This is a genomic window from Sporolactobacillus shoreicorticis (assembly GCF_024125445.1).
GTDB lineage: Bacteria > Bacillota > Bacilli > Bacillales > Sporolactobacillaceae > Sporolactobacillus > Sporolactobacillus shoreicorticis.
The window spans coordinates 59,621-77,555 of record NZ_JAMXWM010000015.1; the positions used below are offsets into that span (position 1 = coordinate 59,621).

The 17,935-nt window shown below is 46.5% G+C and carries 13 protein-coding genes; 4 read left to right on the forward strand and 9 right to left on the reverse strand.

The genetic code is table 11. The annotated features are described in order from the left end of the window. Positions 1-67 precede the first annotated feature (67 nt). From NIE88_RS13095 to NIE88_RS13125, 7 genes are all read right to left on the reverse strand, one after another. Positions 68-3,472 (reverse strand): AAA family ATPase, encoded by a 3,405-nt coding sequence (locus tag NIE88_RS13095; RefSeq protein ID WP_253062718.1) that lies wholly within the window; start codon positions 3,470-3,472, stop codon positions 68-70. Continuing rightward, the gene (locus NIE88_RS13100; RefSeq protein WP_253062720.1) at positions 3,459-4,664 is read right to left on the reverse strand and encodes an exonuclease SbcCD subunit D; all 1,206 of its coding nucleotides are present in this window, start codon (positions 4,662-4,664) and stop codon (positions 3,459-3,461) included. Before NIE88_RS13100 ends, NIE88_RS13095 begins: the two co-directional genes overlap by 14 nt. Then, a complete protein-coding gene (addA, locus tag NIE88_RS13105; protein ID WP_253062722.1) occupies positions 4,661-8,404 on the reverse strand; it encodes a helicase-exonuclease AddAB subunit AddA in 3,744 nt (1,247 codons plus the stop codon). The genes NIE88_RS13100 and addA overlap by 4 nt, the downstream gene beginning before the upstream one ends. Continuing rightward, positions 8,394-11,891 (reverse strand): helicase-exonuclease AddAB subunit AddB, encoded by a 3,498-nt coding sequence (gene addB, locus NIE88_RS13110; protein ID WP_253062723.1) that lies wholly within the window; start codon positions 11,889-11,891, stop codon positions 8,394-8,396. The genes addA and addB overlap by 11 nt, the downstream gene beginning before the upstream one ends. 202 nt (positions 11,892-12,093) lie before the next feature. Beyond that, positions 12,094-12,384: a thiamine-binding protein gene (locus NIE88_RS13115; protein ID WP_253062724.1), complete on the reverse strand. Its 291-nt coding sequence runs from the start codon at positions 12,382-12,384 to the stop codon at positions 12,094-12,096. A gap of 24 nt (positions 12,385-12,408) precedes the next feature. Further along, positions 12,409-12,846, reverse strand: coding sequence for a peptidylprolyl isomerase (locus NIE88_RS13120; RefSeq protein WP_253062725.1), 438 nt, complete (start codon positions 12,844-12,846; stop codon positions 12,409-12,411). Between the two features lie 42 nt (positions 12,847-12,888). Next, positions 12,889-13,536 (reverse strand): phosphatase PAP2 family protein, encoded by a 648-nt coding sequence (locus tag NIE88_RS13125; RefSeq protein WP_253062726.1) that lies wholly within the window; start codon positions 13,534-13,536, stop codon positions 12,889-12,891. Between the two features lie 114 nt (positions 13,537-13,650). Here NIE88_RS13125 and NIE88_RS13130 point away from each other — a divergent pair, with 114 nt between their 5' ends. Beyond that, the gene (locus NIE88_RS13130) at positions 13,651-14,097 is read left to right on the forward strand and encodes an OsmC family protein (RefSeq protein WP_253062727.1); all 447 of its coding nucleotides are present in this window, start codon (positions 13,651-13,653) and stop codon (positions 14,095-14,097) included. Here the strand turns inward: NIE88_RS13130 and NIE88_RS13135 are convergent. Further along, positions 14,081-14,410, reverse strand: coding sequence for a DUF948 domain-containing protein (locus NIE88_RS13135; RefSeq protein ID WP_253062728.1), 330 nt, complete (start codon positions 14,408-14,410; stop codon positions 14,081-14,083). The two genes, NIE88_RS13130 and NIE88_RS13135, sit on opposite strands and share 17 nt — an antisense overlap. A gap of 180 nt (positions 14,411-14,590) precedes the next feature. On the opposite strand from NIE88_RS13135, the gene fabL reads away from it, so the two are divergent. Together fabL and NIE88_RS13145 are read left to right on the forward strand one after the other, a co-directional pair. Next, positions 14,591-15,346, forward strand: coding sequence for an enoyl-[acyl-carrier-protein] reductase FabL (fabL, locus tag NIE88_RS13140; RefSeq protein WP_253062729.1), 756 nt, complete (start codon positions 14,591-14,593; stop codon positions 15,344-15,346). 147 nt (positions 15,347-15,493) lie between these two features. Then, positions 15,494-15,856, forward strand: coding sequence for a nuclease-related domain-containing protein (locus NIE88_RS13145; protein ID WP_253062730.1), 363 nt, complete (start codon positions 15,494-15,496; stop codon positions 15,854-15,856). Between the two features lie 735 nt (positions 15,857-16,591). Here NIE88_RS13145 and NIE88_RS13150 read toward each other — a convergent pair. Next, positions 16,592-17,146 (reverse strand): superoxide dismutase family protein, encoded by a 555-nt coding sequence (locus NIE88_RS13150; protein WP_253062731.1) that lies wholly within the window; start codon positions 17,144-17,146, stop codon positions 16,592-16,594. A 154-nt stretch (positions 17,147-17,300) separates the two neighbouring features. On the opposite strand from NIE88_RS13150, the gene mscL reads away from it, so the two are divergent. Beyond that, entirely contained in the window at positions 17,301-17,762 is a 462-nt protein-coding gene (gene mscL, locus NIE88_RS13155; protein WP_253062733.1) for a large conductance mechanosensitive channel protein MscL, read from the forward strand. The last annotated feature ends 173 nt before the right edge of the window (positions 17,763-17,935 follow it).

Genomic DNA, 17,935 nt, shown 5'->3' on the forward strand with positions numbered 1-17,935 from the left:
CATTCAAAAAATGAATACCAAACCGCCTTTTTCAGATTTTCGTCGCTCAATGCACTTTATATGTACCCTAGATCATCTCCATGTGTACGCGGCTGCCTCTTCCCGATGGGATCGCAGGCGAAACAATTAATCGCCGCGGCAGTCGTTCGCGCATCTCAGGCACGTGACTGATAATGCCAATTGCCAAACGACGCATATGCAGCTTTTCAAGAGCAGTAACCACTGTATCAAGAAGATCCGGATCAAGCGAACCAAATCCCTCATCAAGAAAAAAGAATTGCAGCGGAACATTGCCGCGGAGCTGAATCTGTTCTGAAAGAGACAAAGCCAAGGCAAGCGAGGTTAAGAACGTTTCCCCGCCGGATAATGACGCCACCGGGCGATAGACACCTCCATTGCCATTGTCCCGAATAATGAAACCGCCCTCCTCATCTACTTCAAGCACGTAGCGGTTATGCGTCAGTTCACCGAGCCGTTTTGACGCGGCAGCGCAAACCTGCTGAAGCTGCTCCTCCGCGACGAATTCTACAAACGCGTTGCCGCGGAACACGCGCTGCAGCTTCTCATATTGGTCGGAAGCCTTCTGATTCTTCTTTCGTTCAGATTCCAGCTTAAGAAATAGTTTGTGATTTTTCTCTAAGTTTTCGCGTTCTTTTGTCGCAGCACCAACACTTTTTATCAATGATTGCACCTTTTCTTTCAGTTCTACCCACTGTTGCCGCAGCTCATCCAGCTGGGCTTTTGAAACCGATTGATTGCCCAGTTTCTCAGAAATGGACTGAATTTCAGAAGAAAGCTTTGTTGTCTGTTCTTCATAGCTTGTCAGATCTTCAGACAGTCTGACCCGCTCGTCATCGTTTAAATGCGCTCTTTGCACATGATCTCGCTGATCAAATTGGGAAGCTGCGAGCCGTTCCTCCCATTTTGCGCTCGCTGATTGATGTGTCTTCACTGCCCGATCCTCACGCGCAGAAGCATTTGCACATTCTTTATCCATACGATGGTATGTTTCCATTGCGGTTTGGGCCATGTGCTCTGCCGATTCCATTTCCTGTTTCAATCGACTCATTTCCTTTTCGGAATCGAGCGCCAGTTGATTCAGCGGCATATCTTCACTTAATTCCAGCGCGTGTAATTGCTCACGCCACTGATGCAAGGATTTCTTTGAAGCTTCCTGCCGGCCGACCCACTCGCTCCGCTGTTCGTCAAGACCGCGCACGATCTCCTGATCTTGATCTACTTTCTGTTCAAGCTGGCTGAGCGCTTTTTTCATTTGCTGCACTTCCACGTGCAAGTGCTCCGCTTTTTGATCAGCGCCCCGGATTGCGCTGGCTTGTTCCTGCACTTTATCAAATGATGAAAAACGGGCATTCCATTCCTTTAACTGCACATCACGTTCCTGTTTTTTTTCGATTGCCTGCTTTTTAAGAGCGGTCATTTTTTCTTTGTACATGGCAGCTTGAGTATCACACTTCGAACGCTGAGATTCAATCATACGTGCACGTTCAAGCTGCGTCACCAGTTGATCGGCAACGTGCAGCTGATCCTGTTCCTCCTCTTTAACGGCAAGCATGATTTGATTAAGTAGCTCCTTGATACCCAGACGCCCCCATTCTGCAAAATCAATAGATAGGGACGCGTCATGGATTTCATGTCCGGACGGCACTGCCGCTTGCACAGAATCTGAAAATGCTTTCGCCTGCTGTTCTAGTTGTGCCGCGCAAATCCTGGTTTCCTGCAGCTGATTGATCAGAAATTCCGTCGTTTTCTGATAGAAGTTCTTCTTCGCGTCAATTTCCGCATCCGACAACAGCATATCTCCCGCTTCGGGACTCGGATGGTGAAGCGACCCGCATACCGGACATGGCTCTCCCTCACGAAGTGCGGCCACTAATTGCAGCGACAAATTATGGCGATTGATCCGTTCACGCTCTTGCTCGACTTTTTTATTTTGCACGTCGACGAATGCTTGTGCTGATCGGATAAGCCGGATTGTATCAACAGTGCGATTATAAATTTCCTGATTCTGCTTAAAAAGCAATAAATCTTTTTTATTTATTTGTGTCTGCTCGTTTTCAAGTCGGTTGATTTCTTGTTTGCATTTTTCAAGTGCGTCACGCAGTTGAAGCCATTCACCGCGTTTTTCGCCAAGATAACCATCTAGTGAATCGATCTCTTTCTTTTCTTGCAGCGCTTGTTGAATGAGTGCCCGCCTGTCGCTTGACACCTCCAGCGTCGCCAATTCGCTCTCTTTTATTTGCACATTCTTCTTCAATTCATTTAAGCGCTGCTGTTCTTGTGCTAATGCCGTTCGTGCCTTGTCTCGGCTCTGCTCAAGGTTGTTTTTGGCTGACTGGAGCTCTCGCAAAGCATTCCATTCACTCTTGAGCTGACTTTGAATCGACGCGCCCTGAAGAAATTTTTGCCTTCTCTCATCAAGACTTGGCATCTTCTCTTCTGAATTTTTCTTTCTGTCCTCACGTTTCTTTTTTGCCGCCTCAAACTGTGCCTTTGCGTGCTCGAATCGACGGCGCGCTTCCGCATGTTCATCTCTTGCTTTTGTTGTATCCAGTTCTGCGTCGCGCAACGCGTCCAAATAAGGCATTAATTTATCTGCTGCTTCGCTTCGGCTAAGCTTGATCTTTATTGCTGCATATTTATCTTTTTCCTGCATTAATTTCTGCAGTGCTTGCGCTTTTGCTTTCTTGTCTTCAATCATGCTGCGGATCTGCTCAAATAAATGCTTCTCAGCTTCCACTTTTTCAAGATTGGTCCGTGATAGAGTGAGTTTGCGCTCAATCTCAGTGCATCGTTTGATTGCTGCATGAACCGCTTCCTCAGATGCATCACCAAGCATTGCCTGCTTCTCAGATACAATCTGCAGCCATTGTTTCCGCTCGTCAAATGCCCGTTTCAGGCGTGCGGATAATTCATCACCGTACCGTTCAAGATGAAAGAGCCGTTGGAGCATCTTGCGACGATCATTGCCTTTAAGTGTCAGGAACTCAGCGAATTTTCCTTGAGGCAGCACAACGGCACGCGTAAAATCATCATGGGTCAATCCAAGAATCTCTTGTACGGAACGCGTCAAGTCGCGTTCCTTATCAGCAATCACTTCATTGACTGCGCCCAGTTTAAGCAGACGGCAGCTTGCCAGGCGGAGTCCGCCGTCCTTTGTCCGCTTATAGCTTCGTTCTGCGCGGTATTGTTCCGTTTCATCTCCCGACAGTTCAAAGGTGAAACCGACCGACATTTGTTGTTCAAGCTGATTTAAGATTCCGGATGTGTTATTTGCCGCACGCTCTACCGTTCCATAAAGTGCAAGCGTTATTCCATCCAAAATCGTTGATTTTCCGCTTCCTGTCGGTCCGAAAATGCCAAATAATCCGTCCGCGCACAGCGCCTCAAAGTCAATATGCTGTTCCTCACGAAAACTGTTCAATCCGTTTAACGTTAATTCAATCGGCTTCATTCGGAATCCTCCCCGCCGCAACCTCACGTGCTGCCTCATCCTCATCAATCAGCTGCATGAATAAACGAATAAGATCCGCACCCGGCTCAGCGCCGTCTGTCTGTTTTTTATAAAATCGAATAAAAAGTTCATCTATGGGCAGATTTGAACGTTCTGAACGCTCTCTGTCTGCTTCAATACCACTGTATATCGGTCGTATGGTGACGATCATCGGCCGTGCCTTGCGGAGCGCCTGAATATCATGCATGCTCATCGCTTCATCAAGGCGAATTTCCAGATCAATCCACGCCTCAGGATCTCGCCCTTCTTCAATCCACTGATGCACCTCTGATAAGCCATTCTCCGCACGCCAGCGAGTCAGCGGATGCCCCGATTTAAGTTCAACCTCGTTTACGGCAAGTGCTGTGCCGGGCGCGCCGTCAAGAATCGTAATGGACTTGGAACGGCCGGCTTCTGAAAAGCTGTACGCCAGCGGAGATCCTGCATATCTTGCAGGAACCGGGGAATCCAATAAGCTCTGCGGGCGATGCAGGTGTCCGAGTGCGACATATTGAGCCGAATGAGGAAAGGCAGAAGGGTGGACGGTATAAGCGCCGCCTACTTGAATCGGACGCTCGGAATCAGATTCTTTTCCTCCCGCGGCAAAGAGATGGGTCATCAAAATGTTCACCGCATGCTCATTAAAAGACTTAGCCTGCATGTGAAAAAGCTGGGCAAGACGTTCGTTATAAGCAGCCTTAATCATGTCTTCATCGTTCATTTCACTGAGACATTCATTTAAACGCGATTCGGAAGGATATGGGACACACCCGAGAACAAGGATCTCATCTGTTCTTTTGATCGGTATGGCCAGCGGTCTGAGCACAGGTCGCCCAACAATCGATATCCCCTGTCTTCCGGCGAGCGGCTTAGAAGCCTCCAGCCGCTCCGGACTGTCATGATTGCCGGCAATGATCAGGACCGGCCGCTTTCCGCCAAGCGACAGCCGCTGCGCGGTATCATAAAAAAGTGCTTCACTTGCAGCAGGAGGATTAACCGTATCGAAGACGTCCCCTGCCATCAGAATCGCATCAACGCTTTCATCATCGGCAATCGAACAGATTTCATCCATCACCTGTTCTTGTTCCGCATCTCTGGAACGCCCTTCAAGACTGCGTCCAAGATGCCAGTCTGCCGTATGCAGCAGTTTCATGATCGATTCCTCCCATATGTTAAATCGATAAAGCAATCGATATCAAAAGCGTAAAGGCCGACAAGCACAACCTTCTGCTTCCAAATCTGTTCAATAGCCCTTTGATACAGGCTGAGCTGTACCCCATAACGCTGTTTCAGTTCGTTCATCGCCGATTCGCGATCAGGAGAGCGCCCGGAAAGGTGATCGGTTTTATAATCAAGAAGAATTAATCCGTCTTTGTCTTCAATAATACAGTCGATAACACCTTGAACGAGTACCGATTCCTGATGATCCCCTCGATTCCATGACGGATAAACGTTGTCAGTCGCTAAAGCAAGGCTGAACGGGCATTCGCGAACGACTTTGTTTGCCGTCACCATCTTTTCCCCAATCGGTGTCCGGAAAAATCGCTGTATTGCTTCATAATCAAAGCTCTGTTCCTGAACATTCGTGATCACTTCTTTTTCAACAAGCGCTCGTCCTTGTTCCTGAAGCTGTTCTCGATAATCGACTTTCTTTAAATCAAGGTGCTGCATAAACAGGTGAAGCGCGGTACCTCGTTCCGTTGCGGAAAGTTCTGATTGCTGCAGAAATTGAGGACGGTCTCTGCCAATCGGTGAAAAACGTTCCGGATCACTGAGCAGGTGATCATCCGTCCCGTCGCTAAAGTAATCCTGCTGCGCTTTTATTTCGGTGACCGTCTGTTTCGCCATTGAAACCGTTGCCTTTAAATCGGGATAGACCCACTCCAGACGCTTTGCGACTTCATCCTGAAAACCTGAATGTGAAACAACTGCTTTTCCTTGTTCAAGGCGCTGCAGGCGTTCGCGATTCACAGCCAGACGCCGGTCTTCATCTTGGGCTAGTCCCGATGCTGCGATAATCTGCACGATCCATGAGGACGAGTCTTCCGTTACCGTCTGCTTGTCCGGCCGCTCCTCAAGCAAGTCATGCAGAGCTTCGGCAGAATAATGGCGCGCCACCGCTGGCAGAACCCAATCAAAGAAGGTTGCGGCAGACGCTCGCATAGCTTCCGGAAGCAGCCACTCCTGGTTTTGCAGAACGGGCCTGACTTTCTCTATCTGTTTTTGTGCGTCTTTAACCGTTCCGATCAGGATCAGTTTTTCTTTCGCCCGCGTCACCGCAACATATAAAATACGCAATTCTTCAGCAGTCGCGTCCGCTTTCATTCGTTCTTTGATTGTCAAATAGGGCAGAGTCGGGACACTTGTCCGCATATCGGGATTGATCCATTTCGTCCCGAATCCCAGATCCTTGTGCAGAAGCGCTGGTTCGGCCGCATCACGCATATTGAACCGTTTGTTCATACCCGCAACGAAAACAATCGGAAACTCCAATCCCTTGCTTTTATGGATCGTCATAATTCGAACAACATCCTCCTGCTCACTAAGCGCCCGCGCTTCTCCAAGATCACCGCCGTTTTCTCTCATTCTTTCAATAAATCGCAGAAAACGGAACAGTCCGCGAAATGTCGTTTTTTCATATTGGCGCGCGCGATCATAGAATGCTTTCAGATTTGCCTGGCGTTGCGTGCCGCCGGTCAATCCACCGACATAATCGTAATAACCGGTATCACGATAAATCTGCCAAATTAATTTGGCGACCGAATGATTTTTAGAAAAATCGCGCCACTCATCCAGTTTTTCAAGAAATACATTCACTTGCCGCCTTATCGCATTTTGCTCCTGTTCTTCGGCATAACGTTTCAAAGCATGATAAAAACCTGACTCACGATCCGCCATCCGGATGGCGGCCAAATCTTCCGCATTTAACCCGATAATCGGCGAACGCAGAACTGCCGCAAGTGGTATATCCTGCTCCGGATTGTCGATCACTTGCAAAACCGACAGCATGACCGACACTTCTACTGTGTCAAAATAGCCCTTGGATAACTCTGCATAGGCAGGAATGCCACGGCGTCCAAGCACATCTTTCATAACCGCCGCGGATGTACTTGCAGAGCGCAGCAGAATCGCCATATCCCGATAACGGACTTTGCGCATTTGTCCGGAAGCACGATCCAAGACTTGGTAAGACGGGGAGCTTCCGTCGCCGATCATCGCCTGAATGCGATCACCGATCGCGCTCGCTTCCAGCTCCGAAGCATCCAGATCATCCGTACTCCCCGAATCTCCGTCTTCAGCAACCGCGCGATTAATTATTTCCAGATCAATCGGACGGTTCTCCTGAGGATAATTCGCGCCGCAGCGCAATTCTGCTGCTGCATCATAGGTTACACCGCCGACCGACTCGTCCATAGTTTGCCGGAAAAGAAAATTCGCACCGTCAACAATCTCCTGCCTGCTGCGGAAATTGTTCGACAGATCAATCACTTGTCCGTCGTTTTCCGATCCGGAAAACTGTTTATATTTTTCAATAAAGAGTCCCGGTTCGGCTAATCGAAATCCGTAAATACTCTGTTTCACATCGCCAACCATGAAAAGATTGCCCCCGCTCGCGCTGTCTTTCGTAATTAATTGAATAATCGTCTCCTGAACGCGGTTGGTATCCTGATATTCGTCGATCATCACTTCATCGAAGCGCGCGCGGAACTGTTCGGCAACAACCGACGGAATCTCACGTTCCGGTGAAGCTCCTTCGCCGCGCAAGACGGTCAGGCACTCATGCTCCAAATCGGAAAAGTCGAGAACCGCTTTGCGGCGTTTTTCCTTTTTAAACTGTTTGGCAAACGCCTTTACAAGTTCAATAATTAAATCAACAGAGGGTGCCATATCACTTAAATCGTTCAGACATTCCTCTGATGAGCGCGAAAACCATTGCTGCTGCAACTCAGCGACCACGGCTTTAATCCGATCGCGTATCGCCTTGACCTGATCCTTGAGCGCCGGATCAACCGCTTTGCCGCGAATCGCCTTCAACTTGCTAAAAGACACAGCCAGACACACCGAACGAAGCGTCTCCCAATCTGAGTCTGACTGAGATTCAATACGTCGCAGTGCCGCCAAATCTTCAGTCAAAGTTTCCGTATAGGCTGCCGGTCCGCCTAGCTCCCCGCACAGCTGTATCGCATTCTGAAGACTATGAATCAATCCCGAAACGGTTCGAAATAATGACTTTTTCAAATCGGATAGCCAATCGAATTGATCCACCCCCCTCGCATCATCCACCCTATATGCGTCTGCCATTTGATCCAACCAATGCTCTGGCCATGGATGACTCATGGAGAATTCATAGATACGCAAAAGCAGCTGATTCAGCGCATCATCGCTTCGGTCACTGGAATATTGGTCGACCAGACGGTAAAATTCCGGATTATCTGCCGCATAATAATTTTCAAGGAGATCATCCAAAACCTCCTCACGCAGCAATCCCGCCTCCGTTTCATCAAGCAGACGAAACCCAGGATCAAGATCAAGAAAATAATAATACTGCTTAACAACCGACATACAAAAGGCATGCAGGGTCATAATTGATGCCTTGCCGAGCAGTCCCTGCTGCCTTCGCAAGAATAAATGATCAGGTTCATCAGCCAAGCGCTTGTCGAGCGCCCGCCCAATTCGTTCACGCATTTCGGACGCCGCTGCTTTTGTAAAGGTGACAATCAGCAAATCATCGATATTCACATGCTGATCCGTCAGCTTCCGAATGATCCGTTCGACAAGGACTGCTGTTTTACCGGAACCCGCCGCAGCAGCGACGAGCAAGTCATGACCGCATTCTGTAATTGCTCGCCATTGCGCGTCTGTCCATTGTGTCTCTTTTGGTTTAATGCTCATCCGGTTTCTCCTCCAACTTCGCCAATTTGTCTAAGACGTCCTCATCCTTCATCTTTTTCAGCAAACGATACTGATTCCCCGGCTGCGACTGATCAAATCGGCACACGGGACGAAAAGGGCAATAAGTACAGGGCACCTGCCCGTTCATTTTATAAGGCGTGATTGACACGTCGCCATCAATAATTTTGCACCCAACATCCGTCATAATCTCGCGTGTGTAACGCCGAAGTGCCTCGAACTCCTGCATGCCAGCCAGCGAAGAACTCTTGTAGAAATCGCCGTTCTTTTTAATGCCAAACGGAGCAATTTCCGAAAGATTCCCCTCCGCGGTTTTATCGGTCAGAAGCAGTGCATCTTCATCTTCAAGAAGCAGACCCTTCATTTTAAAATGTTTATAGAGTTCACGTTCCAGCTGATCCTCGGACAGCTTCCCGTCCAGATTCAGGACAGGATTATGCACATGAAAATAGAGCACACCTGCCGGATCTGCTTCCGTACTGAGCCATTGTTTTGAATACGTAATAATGACGTCAAGATAAGTCAGCATCTGCAGCGCAAGCCCGTAAAAAATTTCCGATAAATCGAGATTTTTCGAGCTTGATTTATAATCGATAATCCGCAACAATAATCGGCCTTGTTCGTCTTGGGCCTGATCCACACGATCAATACGTCCGACAACATCCATTCTCGCCCCGTGTTTTAAAGGAAAACTGAGTGGGGGCAACGGTCGGCCGGGACCGAAAGGGAGCTCCAGACTTACCGGAGAAAAGCCGCTGGACAATGCGTGGCGGTGAAGGACGCGCGCCACACGCGCGACAACCTGGGCCAATTTATGCTGCAAGTATCGATAACGGTTTGTGCTGGTCAGGATTTGCCGCTGCAGATTCGGTGCCAGTTCATTGACGGTATCCGCCGCCAATTGATCACATTCCTCAGGAGACAAGTCCTTCCAGTCGCGATTTTCCTTCATGATCTGAGCGGTCATCTGTTTAATCGCTAAATGAAAAAGCTGCCCGATATCCGGTGCGGCTAATTGAAAAACATCGCGTTCTTTGAGATTCAGCCCATAAGACGCGAATTGTGAAAACGGGCACGCGTTGAACTTCTCCATTCGAGAAACACTCGTTTGGATCGTCTGCCCATATAAGGCGAGTGCTGAATCCGGGCTGAGGTGCTCATCGTTGCGCGCAAACAAACCGGACAATGCCATATGCGCCGCACTGCCCCACTCGCGATTTACGGTAAACCAGTTATACGCGTCCCACCATAGTTCTGCAATCGGATAACCATTTTTCCATTGGCGAATTTGAGCGGAAAGAATGCTGACTGTTTTTCTCGGTGCATTGATAAATGCAAGCTGCTGCTCATCCTTCAAGGTTCTTGGTTCCGCTGGCGCCAGCTGCAGCTGCAAATCCGGGTAAAAATGCCGAAGTCTGGAAATGAGCGGGGACGGCCGCAGTGATTCACCGTCTTCAGAGGCAAGCGGATAAGAAATAAAAAGACGATTTTTTGCCAAGGTCAGTGCGCGGTAGATCAGTTCGTTCTCACCGGCGATCTGTTCCGATTCACCATCGGCTACCGTAACGCCTTCATCAAGCAGCAATTCTCGATCTTTCCCAGAGAACAGTCCTTGATCGGTTGGCTTGGCCGGCAGTACCCCCTCGTTCACACCCAGAAGGAAAACATGCTTCATTTCCGATGAGCGCATCCGATCTAAGCTACCGACCAGTACTTGATCCAATGCCGGAGGAACCATCGCAAACTCCAGTGCGTCGAATCCCGTATCTACGACCTTTATAAACAGATCGAGCGGCATTTGTTCGTTCCCCGCTGTTTCCACACACTGATCAAGCAGATCAATGACTGCTTTCCATGCCTGCCCATGTGCCGTTGCCTCAGAAAGTTTTTGTTGCTGTTCTGCAGTTCTTGCCAAGCGATCCAATTTTTCGGGAATGGCCATGTCGATTAAAAAGTGGTAAAGCGCTTCGCATTGTTCGGAGACACGCGACGCTTTCCTCAATTGCCGTTCTAAAGAATCAATCGGCCGGGCAATAAGCATGCGGTATTTATTGATTGTCTTCTCTGCTCTTTCTTCATTCGCTGATTGTGCTCGCGTTTGCTCCTCAAGTCCTTTGTAAATCCGATAATGCCACGGTTCCTCATCTGTCCACTTTTTTCCATAGTACCCACGTGCGATCACATAGTTTTCCAGTTGATCCATGCCTTCGCGCGCTTCCTTTAAATCCAAAGCAAATGGAATCAGAAAATCAGTCTTCACGCAGCGGAAAATTGGCTCATAACGCCAATTTTGCTGAATTGTTTCCAGCACCGATCGGATAAATTCAATCAGAGGATGGTGTCTCATCGAACTTTTCTGATCAATAAAAAAAGGGATCTGATAATCTTCGAAAATCGTTTCGACAAGGTCACGATAGTCATCCAGATTACGGACGAGTACCGTCATTTCACGGTAACGGTCACCTTGAGCACGCGCGCAGTTAATGATATTGCGGGCGGTCTGCTCCACTTCCTCACGGCGATTTGCCGCTTCAGTCATGACAACGCCATCTGTTTCCCGACTCGCTTGAAAAGGATATTGTCCGAAATGAAGGCAGATATTTTTCAAGGCCTGTGACTGATGCCTTAACATCTCTTTTTTAAATACAATCGGTTCAACCGGCAGTTCGTTCAATTCTGCTCGTTCTCTGAGCTGCAAGAATAAAAGTGCGGGATGGCGAAACACAGAAAATTCATCCGGTGCCCGATCATAGATCCGATCCGCCCCTAATGCAATGGTGACACGTCTGCACGTTGTCATCAGTCGCTCGGCAACCAGCATTTCCTGCGGTGTCATGGTCTGAAAACCGTCAATCCAGACGTCTGCCTGTTTCAGAAAATCAGCGTAATCGATTCGATCCACCATCAATTTTAGATAATCTTCACTATCAATATACTTTCCTTCCAGAGCCTGGCTGAATGATTGATAGATGAGCGACAAGTCATGAAGCTTGTCCTTCAGAAGCAACCGATCCGCACTGTCTCCTTTAAGCTGTTCTGCTTCAGCAACTATTTCTCCCGGTTCAAGACAAAATCGTTTAAATTCAATCAATGTATCGCCAAGCAGATCGTAAAAACCGTTCTGCTGAGAAGCCTTTTGAAACAATCGAAGTTTCTGTTTATTCTGTTCAACAATTTTGCGAAGCAACATCGACACACCGGTTGCATTCAAATGTTTTCGCGTCGCTCCGCCGGCCTGCTGCAGGACGCGCAGCGCAAGTCTGGGCATGCTGTATACATTCAGCCGAGTCATCCCGCCGAGTCCCGGAGTAGATGCCAGTGCGTACTCCATGCTGAACGTCATGTGCTCGGGAACCAAATAAATGAGCGGTGTCCCATTGGGCTGTTCACGCAGATGGCTGCGGATTTCAGCCAGGCACATCGCCGTTTTTCCCGTTCCTGGCCGCCCCAATACAAATCGGACAGACATCGTCCTCACTCCCGTTCTCAATTTTTGTGCAAAGGTTCACAGATCATCAATTATTTCTTTGATTCTATTAATCTGATTATAGCACACAGAGAACATTTGTTCTTTTCATTAACCTTGCTATTATTCGCTGCACCTAAAGTAAAAGCCGCAGGGTAAATTTCTGCGGCTTTCACTTTCCCTATTCACTTTAGATCCAACACCATTATTTCCGATATTTTCCTACTTTTTCTTCGATCGATGTACCTTGAGGCCGGAAATGGATTTTCACCTCGGCAGCTACTTCATCGGCACCCGCTTCAACTGTTGCATACACCGTTTTCTTTACGACATCAAGCAAAACGTCGAGTTCGCCTTCAAGAATCGTTTCAAGTGCTGTTACCTCATACTTGACCCCCGATTCCTGGATCACTTTAATTGCTTCATCAACCAGACCATACGTGTCCTTTTCTTTTGAAAAGGGAAGAATCTGAAGCCCTACATTGCTGATTGGCATGAGAAAATCCTCCTCAATACTGATTTACGCTTCGTCCCAAACCTTTACTGTCTTCATCACATCGCCGTTTCGCATTTTGAGTACCGTATCGAGTCCGCTCGTAACTTGCCCGAAAACAGTATGAATGCCGTCTAAATGCGGCTGCGGTTCATGAACAATGAAAAATTGACAGGAACCGGTATCCCTTCCGGCATGCGCCATCGATAACGCTCCTGCAACATGCTTATGCGGATTGCCATCTGTCTCGCATTTGATTGTGTAACCGGCATCGCCCATCCCGGTTCCTGTCGGATCGCCGCCCTGGCTGACAAAACCCGGAATCACACGATGAAAAGTTACTCCGTCATAGAAGCCGGAGTTCGCTAATTTTTCAAAATTAGCCACCGTATTCGGTGCTTCCTCCGGGAAGAAATCAATAGCGATCACGTCGCCGTCAGCCATTGTAATTGAACCTTTTTTCATAAATATCCTCCGCTCTGGCACCATTTATCGGCGCGTTTTCTCTCAACGTTTTCTATTATATACAAAAATAAGAACAATCGCTGATATTCCGACGAAAAAGCCGCCCGCACAATAGCCCGCGAAAATATCCGTAAAATAATGGACTCGCAAAAAAGGACGGCTGAATCCAATCAGCAAAATCATCGCCAGACCCAGCGTCACCCATGCAATCCGAATCCATTTTGATTTAATGAGCGGAAGAATAAGCAAAATCAGCAAGCCATACACAGTGGATGCATTCATCGCGTGCCCACTTGGAAAACTATAGCCCGTTTCATGAACAAGATGGTGAAATGGCGGTCGATCCCTCATCACCCAATTCTTCAGCACACCATTAACTTCGCGTTCAATCAGAAAAACCAATGGCAGCAAGATCAAAGAGAAGATGCGTTTACGAAAAAATAAATAAATCATAAATAAAGCAATAATTAAGAGCAGCAGCCTGCTTGAGGCGAAATCAGTGAAGTTTGAGAAGAACAGAATCAACGCCGATATCCTAATCGGGTTCAAACCTTGAATGAGTTCGCGATCCAATGCCTGAACAGCAGGCTGTCGTATGGCAATAACCAAAATAAGAAAAAGCAAAACACAGGCCATGCTGAACCATAACCATGGAATGATTGATTTTTTTTCGTTTCCTGTCACTGCCACAATCGTTTCCTCCCAATCTTAAGCATGATCCGTTGCAGAATGTTTGAATTATGCTACGATAACAGAGATCCAGTGCATGTCTCTCTTTCATTCATAGCTAAGGGGATGAACTTTATGACAGATTTTCATTTTGAACTGAATGGTTCATGGTCAGGATCCTGGGACGGCGAGGGTAAAATCCAGACAAACGGTTTATTATCTGCGATATCGGTTGATCGGGCCATGTCAGGCAAGGGTGTCGGGACAAACCCGGATGAACTGTTAATCAGCGCGCTTGCCTCCTGCTACATGATCACCCTGGGTATTCGATTAAAAAAAGAAAAGGTCACTTATCGTCATATCGAAATTCAAACAAAAGCGACGGTTACCAAAAAAGGCGGCCTTCATTTTGAAAAAGTCACCCATTACCCGACAGTTTATTTAACCGAACCCATCTCGGATGCACTTACGGAGCACCTAAACACCTGTATCCACAAAGCGGAACAGGACTGCGTCATTGCTAAAGCAGTTAAAGGCAATGTGGCTATTAGCGTTGAGCCGACGTTTATCGGCGAACCTTAACTTGAGCACTATGCACCAATGCCTTTGCTTTATAAAAAGCAATTTGGGCAGAAAGCAGCGACTGTTTTGCTTGACGCACTGCATCTTTGAGCTTGCCTTTTTTTTGAGTAATATCCGATTGAATGCGTGAAAGGTTGCGTGTCAGCTCATCTTTTTCTTTTAAGATTCCTTCCGCCTGATCTTGCAAGCTTGCACCGGTCTTTGAAATTTTCGCAATGGATCCATTCATCAATTTTACCGTCTTCACGGCAGAAACAATAAATGCAATGATCGAAACCGCAGCAAGTGCGAGGCTTAAATAGACAATAATCATTGGAAATGCACTCCATCCCTTCTTACAGTAGTTGCCCTAAATGTATCATACCCTATTACAGGCAAAAGATCAGGGACAACGATTCGGCTTCAATTATTTATATTGTCCTTCTTTCAGACCTTTTGCTATACTGAATTCGATTTGTTTTAAATCGAATGGATTCTTTTAAAGGAGATTAAAATGGAAAATAAAGTGGCATTAATTACAGGCGGAACCCGCGGTATCGGCAAATCTATAGCAGAAAAGTTTGCGCAGAACGAATACAATCTAGTTTTAAATTATGCACGTAAAAGCACAAATGCTGAGCAAACGAAGGAAGCCATTGAAAGTCGATATGATGTCTCTGTCCAGATTGTGAAAGCAAATATCGGCGAACTTGAGCAAATTGACCGGCTCTTTGATGCGGCTGAATCTGCATTCGGTCGACTCGATGTCTTCATCAGCAACGCGGCGTCCGGCGTTCAACGTCCGCTTATGGACATACAGGAAAAGCATTGGGACTGGACGCAGGACATCAATGCAAAGGCTTATTTATTCGCAGCCCAAAGAGCGGCAAAACTGATGAATAAGACAGGTGGCGGTCACATTGTCGCGTTATCAAGTCTCGGCGCAGTCCGCGCACTGCCGAACTATGTGGTCGTGGGCGTTTCAAAAGCAGCTGTTGAAGCACTCACTCGTTATCTGGCCGTAGCGCTGGCGCCAATGAATATTACAGTGAACACCGTTTCGGGGGGCGCTGTTGACACAGATGCATTGAAGCATTTTCCAAATCGTGACGAGTTGCTCGATCAGGCAGCGAAGCGCAATCCCGCCGGACGGATTGTTGAACCTGAGGATCTCGCCGAAGCAGTGTATTTCCTCTGCACACCGGCAGCATTCATGATCCGCGGACAGACAATCACAGTCGACGGAGGGCTTTCTTTGCTTGCGGACTAAAAAATATTTTGATGCTGTAATGATACGTAAATCTATAGATGATCGCCTGTTTTCATCGAAAAGCAGGCTTTTTTTATTCTTTGTTTTTGCCTGTGACTATGGCACAAGGTATACTATGATCAAACTAAATCGATTGGAGTGCATTTATTGAGTGTAAAAGAGCGGAAAGAACCTTGCGCCTTAACTCAATTACGCAGCTTGTTAAAAAGGCTCCCCAAGAATCATCCTAAATTCGCTGCATTGTCGAACGAAGAAACAAAAAGAACAATTGGTTTCAAAGGCGAGAAAGCATTGGATTACTATTTGGAATTCAATGACAAAGACAGAAACCACATTTATCACAATTTGAAAATCGCTATCAGTCATTCTTTATGTCAAATCGACACGCTCATCATCAACCGTTCATTCATACTCATTATTGAAATTAAAAATATTAGTGGTATTCTATTTTTTGATTCAACGCATCACCAATTGATTCGGACACTATCAGTTAAACCAATGGATGAATAATTTACACTTTCCTCACTTACCGATCATTGATTTAGTGACAATAAGCAATCCCTCCTCCTCCTAAAAAATGCTCCTGATGATTTACTTGTCCCTCAAAAAGTTTGTCACATGCATCAACTCCCTGCCCGGGTTCAAGTATTAGAAAATGAACACAGCAGGAAGATCATTTCAATTTCTAAATGCGATGAAATAGGCCAAAGATTGTTGGATTGTCACGTTTCTTCACGTGTCAACATTTTCACACGATCTGCGATTAAAAAGGATGTGCTGCGCAAAGTATCCTATGCCCTTCATGCGAGGCATTACCTATGAAACAAAAATACAACGGATGGATCTGTTCACAATGTGGATTTTATTCAAAAGATGCTCATGTGAGTGCCTTAAATGAATACTTTCTTATCATTTCCTCCACAATCACCGGCCAAGAGTTCCAAGCTTGGATCAACCTCGATTCTCGCAAAACAGCACTCCGGCTTCTAAATGCTTTGAATCTTCAAGTCTCACGAGGTAATCGGCATAAAGTTTTTCATGCACCAGCACAATTGTATGAGGATTAACCGTTATCTTTTGTGATCGGCCATCTGGCCCGTTCTGTCTCGACTTTGTCCGGATCAGTCGTTTTCTTGTCCGTGTCGTTGCTCCGATTGTCCGGTTCAGCAGCTCACTTGTCTGGCTCCCAATTAATAAAGTCTAAAAAAAGATGAACCGGGCAGCAGTGCGCCGGTTCATCTTTTTTTATTTAATAACACCGCATAGTATCCGGTCTCCTGAATTTCCAGAGGGATCTGTCATCTGGTCATCGCCTCTTTCATGAATAATTAGGGCGGAACCGTCTGCATCCCTTAACGAATTTGGTTTTCCCTCTTGCAAGGTGACCATCGAATTGAACAGTACTGTTTTTACATGACCATGACTGTCTGCAAAGATATTCATCATATCTCCTGCATGAGGTCCTTTTGGATTTTTCAATCCATGCTTTTTATGTTCAGGATTAAAGTGGCTGCCGGCAGACATGAAATCCGGAGGCGTGCAGCTGCCGTATTCATGAAAGTGAATGGCATGAATACCAGGTGTCAATCCATCCGCCTCCAGTTCGATACGAACACCTTTTGGTGTCTCGGTTAATGTTGCCGTGCCCATTTCTTCATTTTTTGCATTGATTAACGAAACAATCAGCTTCCCGCCGTGGATATCCTTAGCGTTCGCTTTCATTTCGGGATAGTGCTCATAAGCGATCATTGACAACGCGACAAGCCCGCAGAGCAGATAAATAAATTTTCGATACTTCACCCGAATCAGCCTCCTAACCATAGGATGCACCGATTCATTCTGTTTTACTCTAAAAAGGAACAGAAAGATTTCTTTAAAAAAAATGACGGAAATGCTATGATTTTATTTGTAATAATTATAAATTTCAAAGAAAAAATAAAAGAGGAGGGAACCCTTGAAAACAATAAATGAATTTAAAAAATTTTTAGCAAGAGGAAATGTGATTGATCTTGCTGTAGCCGTAATCATTGGAGCCGCCTTCGGACAAATTGTCAGTTCTCTTGTTAAAGATATCGTGATGCCGCCAATCGGTTTGCTGCTTGGAAAGGTTGATTTCAGCAATTTATACCTTAATTTATCCGGCCATGCATACAGTAGCCTCAGTGCGGCTCAGAAAGCTGGAGCTCCAACTATTAATTACGGACTCTTTATTAACAATGTCATCAATTTTCTCATTGTCGCAGCGGTCATTTTCTTTGCGATTAAGATGCTGAATAAGGTAACACCAAAAAAAGAAGCATCGACAAAGAAATGTCCGTACTGTCTGTCGTCCATTCCAATCAAAGCAACAAAATGCGCAAACTGCACAGCTGATCTTCCGGATGATCCAAATGAACAGGTTGTTCATTCTCACTAATAAAGAGCTTCGGAATTGATTTAATTCTGAAGCTCTTTTTATTTTGGCGATGTTAAGCAAACGCGTTGTATCGTGACAAACAACAACATCTTCTAACACAGCTTTCCTTAAAAAAAAATACATTTGAACATCTATTGTTACTTTCATTATGTATAATGAACAGTGGTAAATGA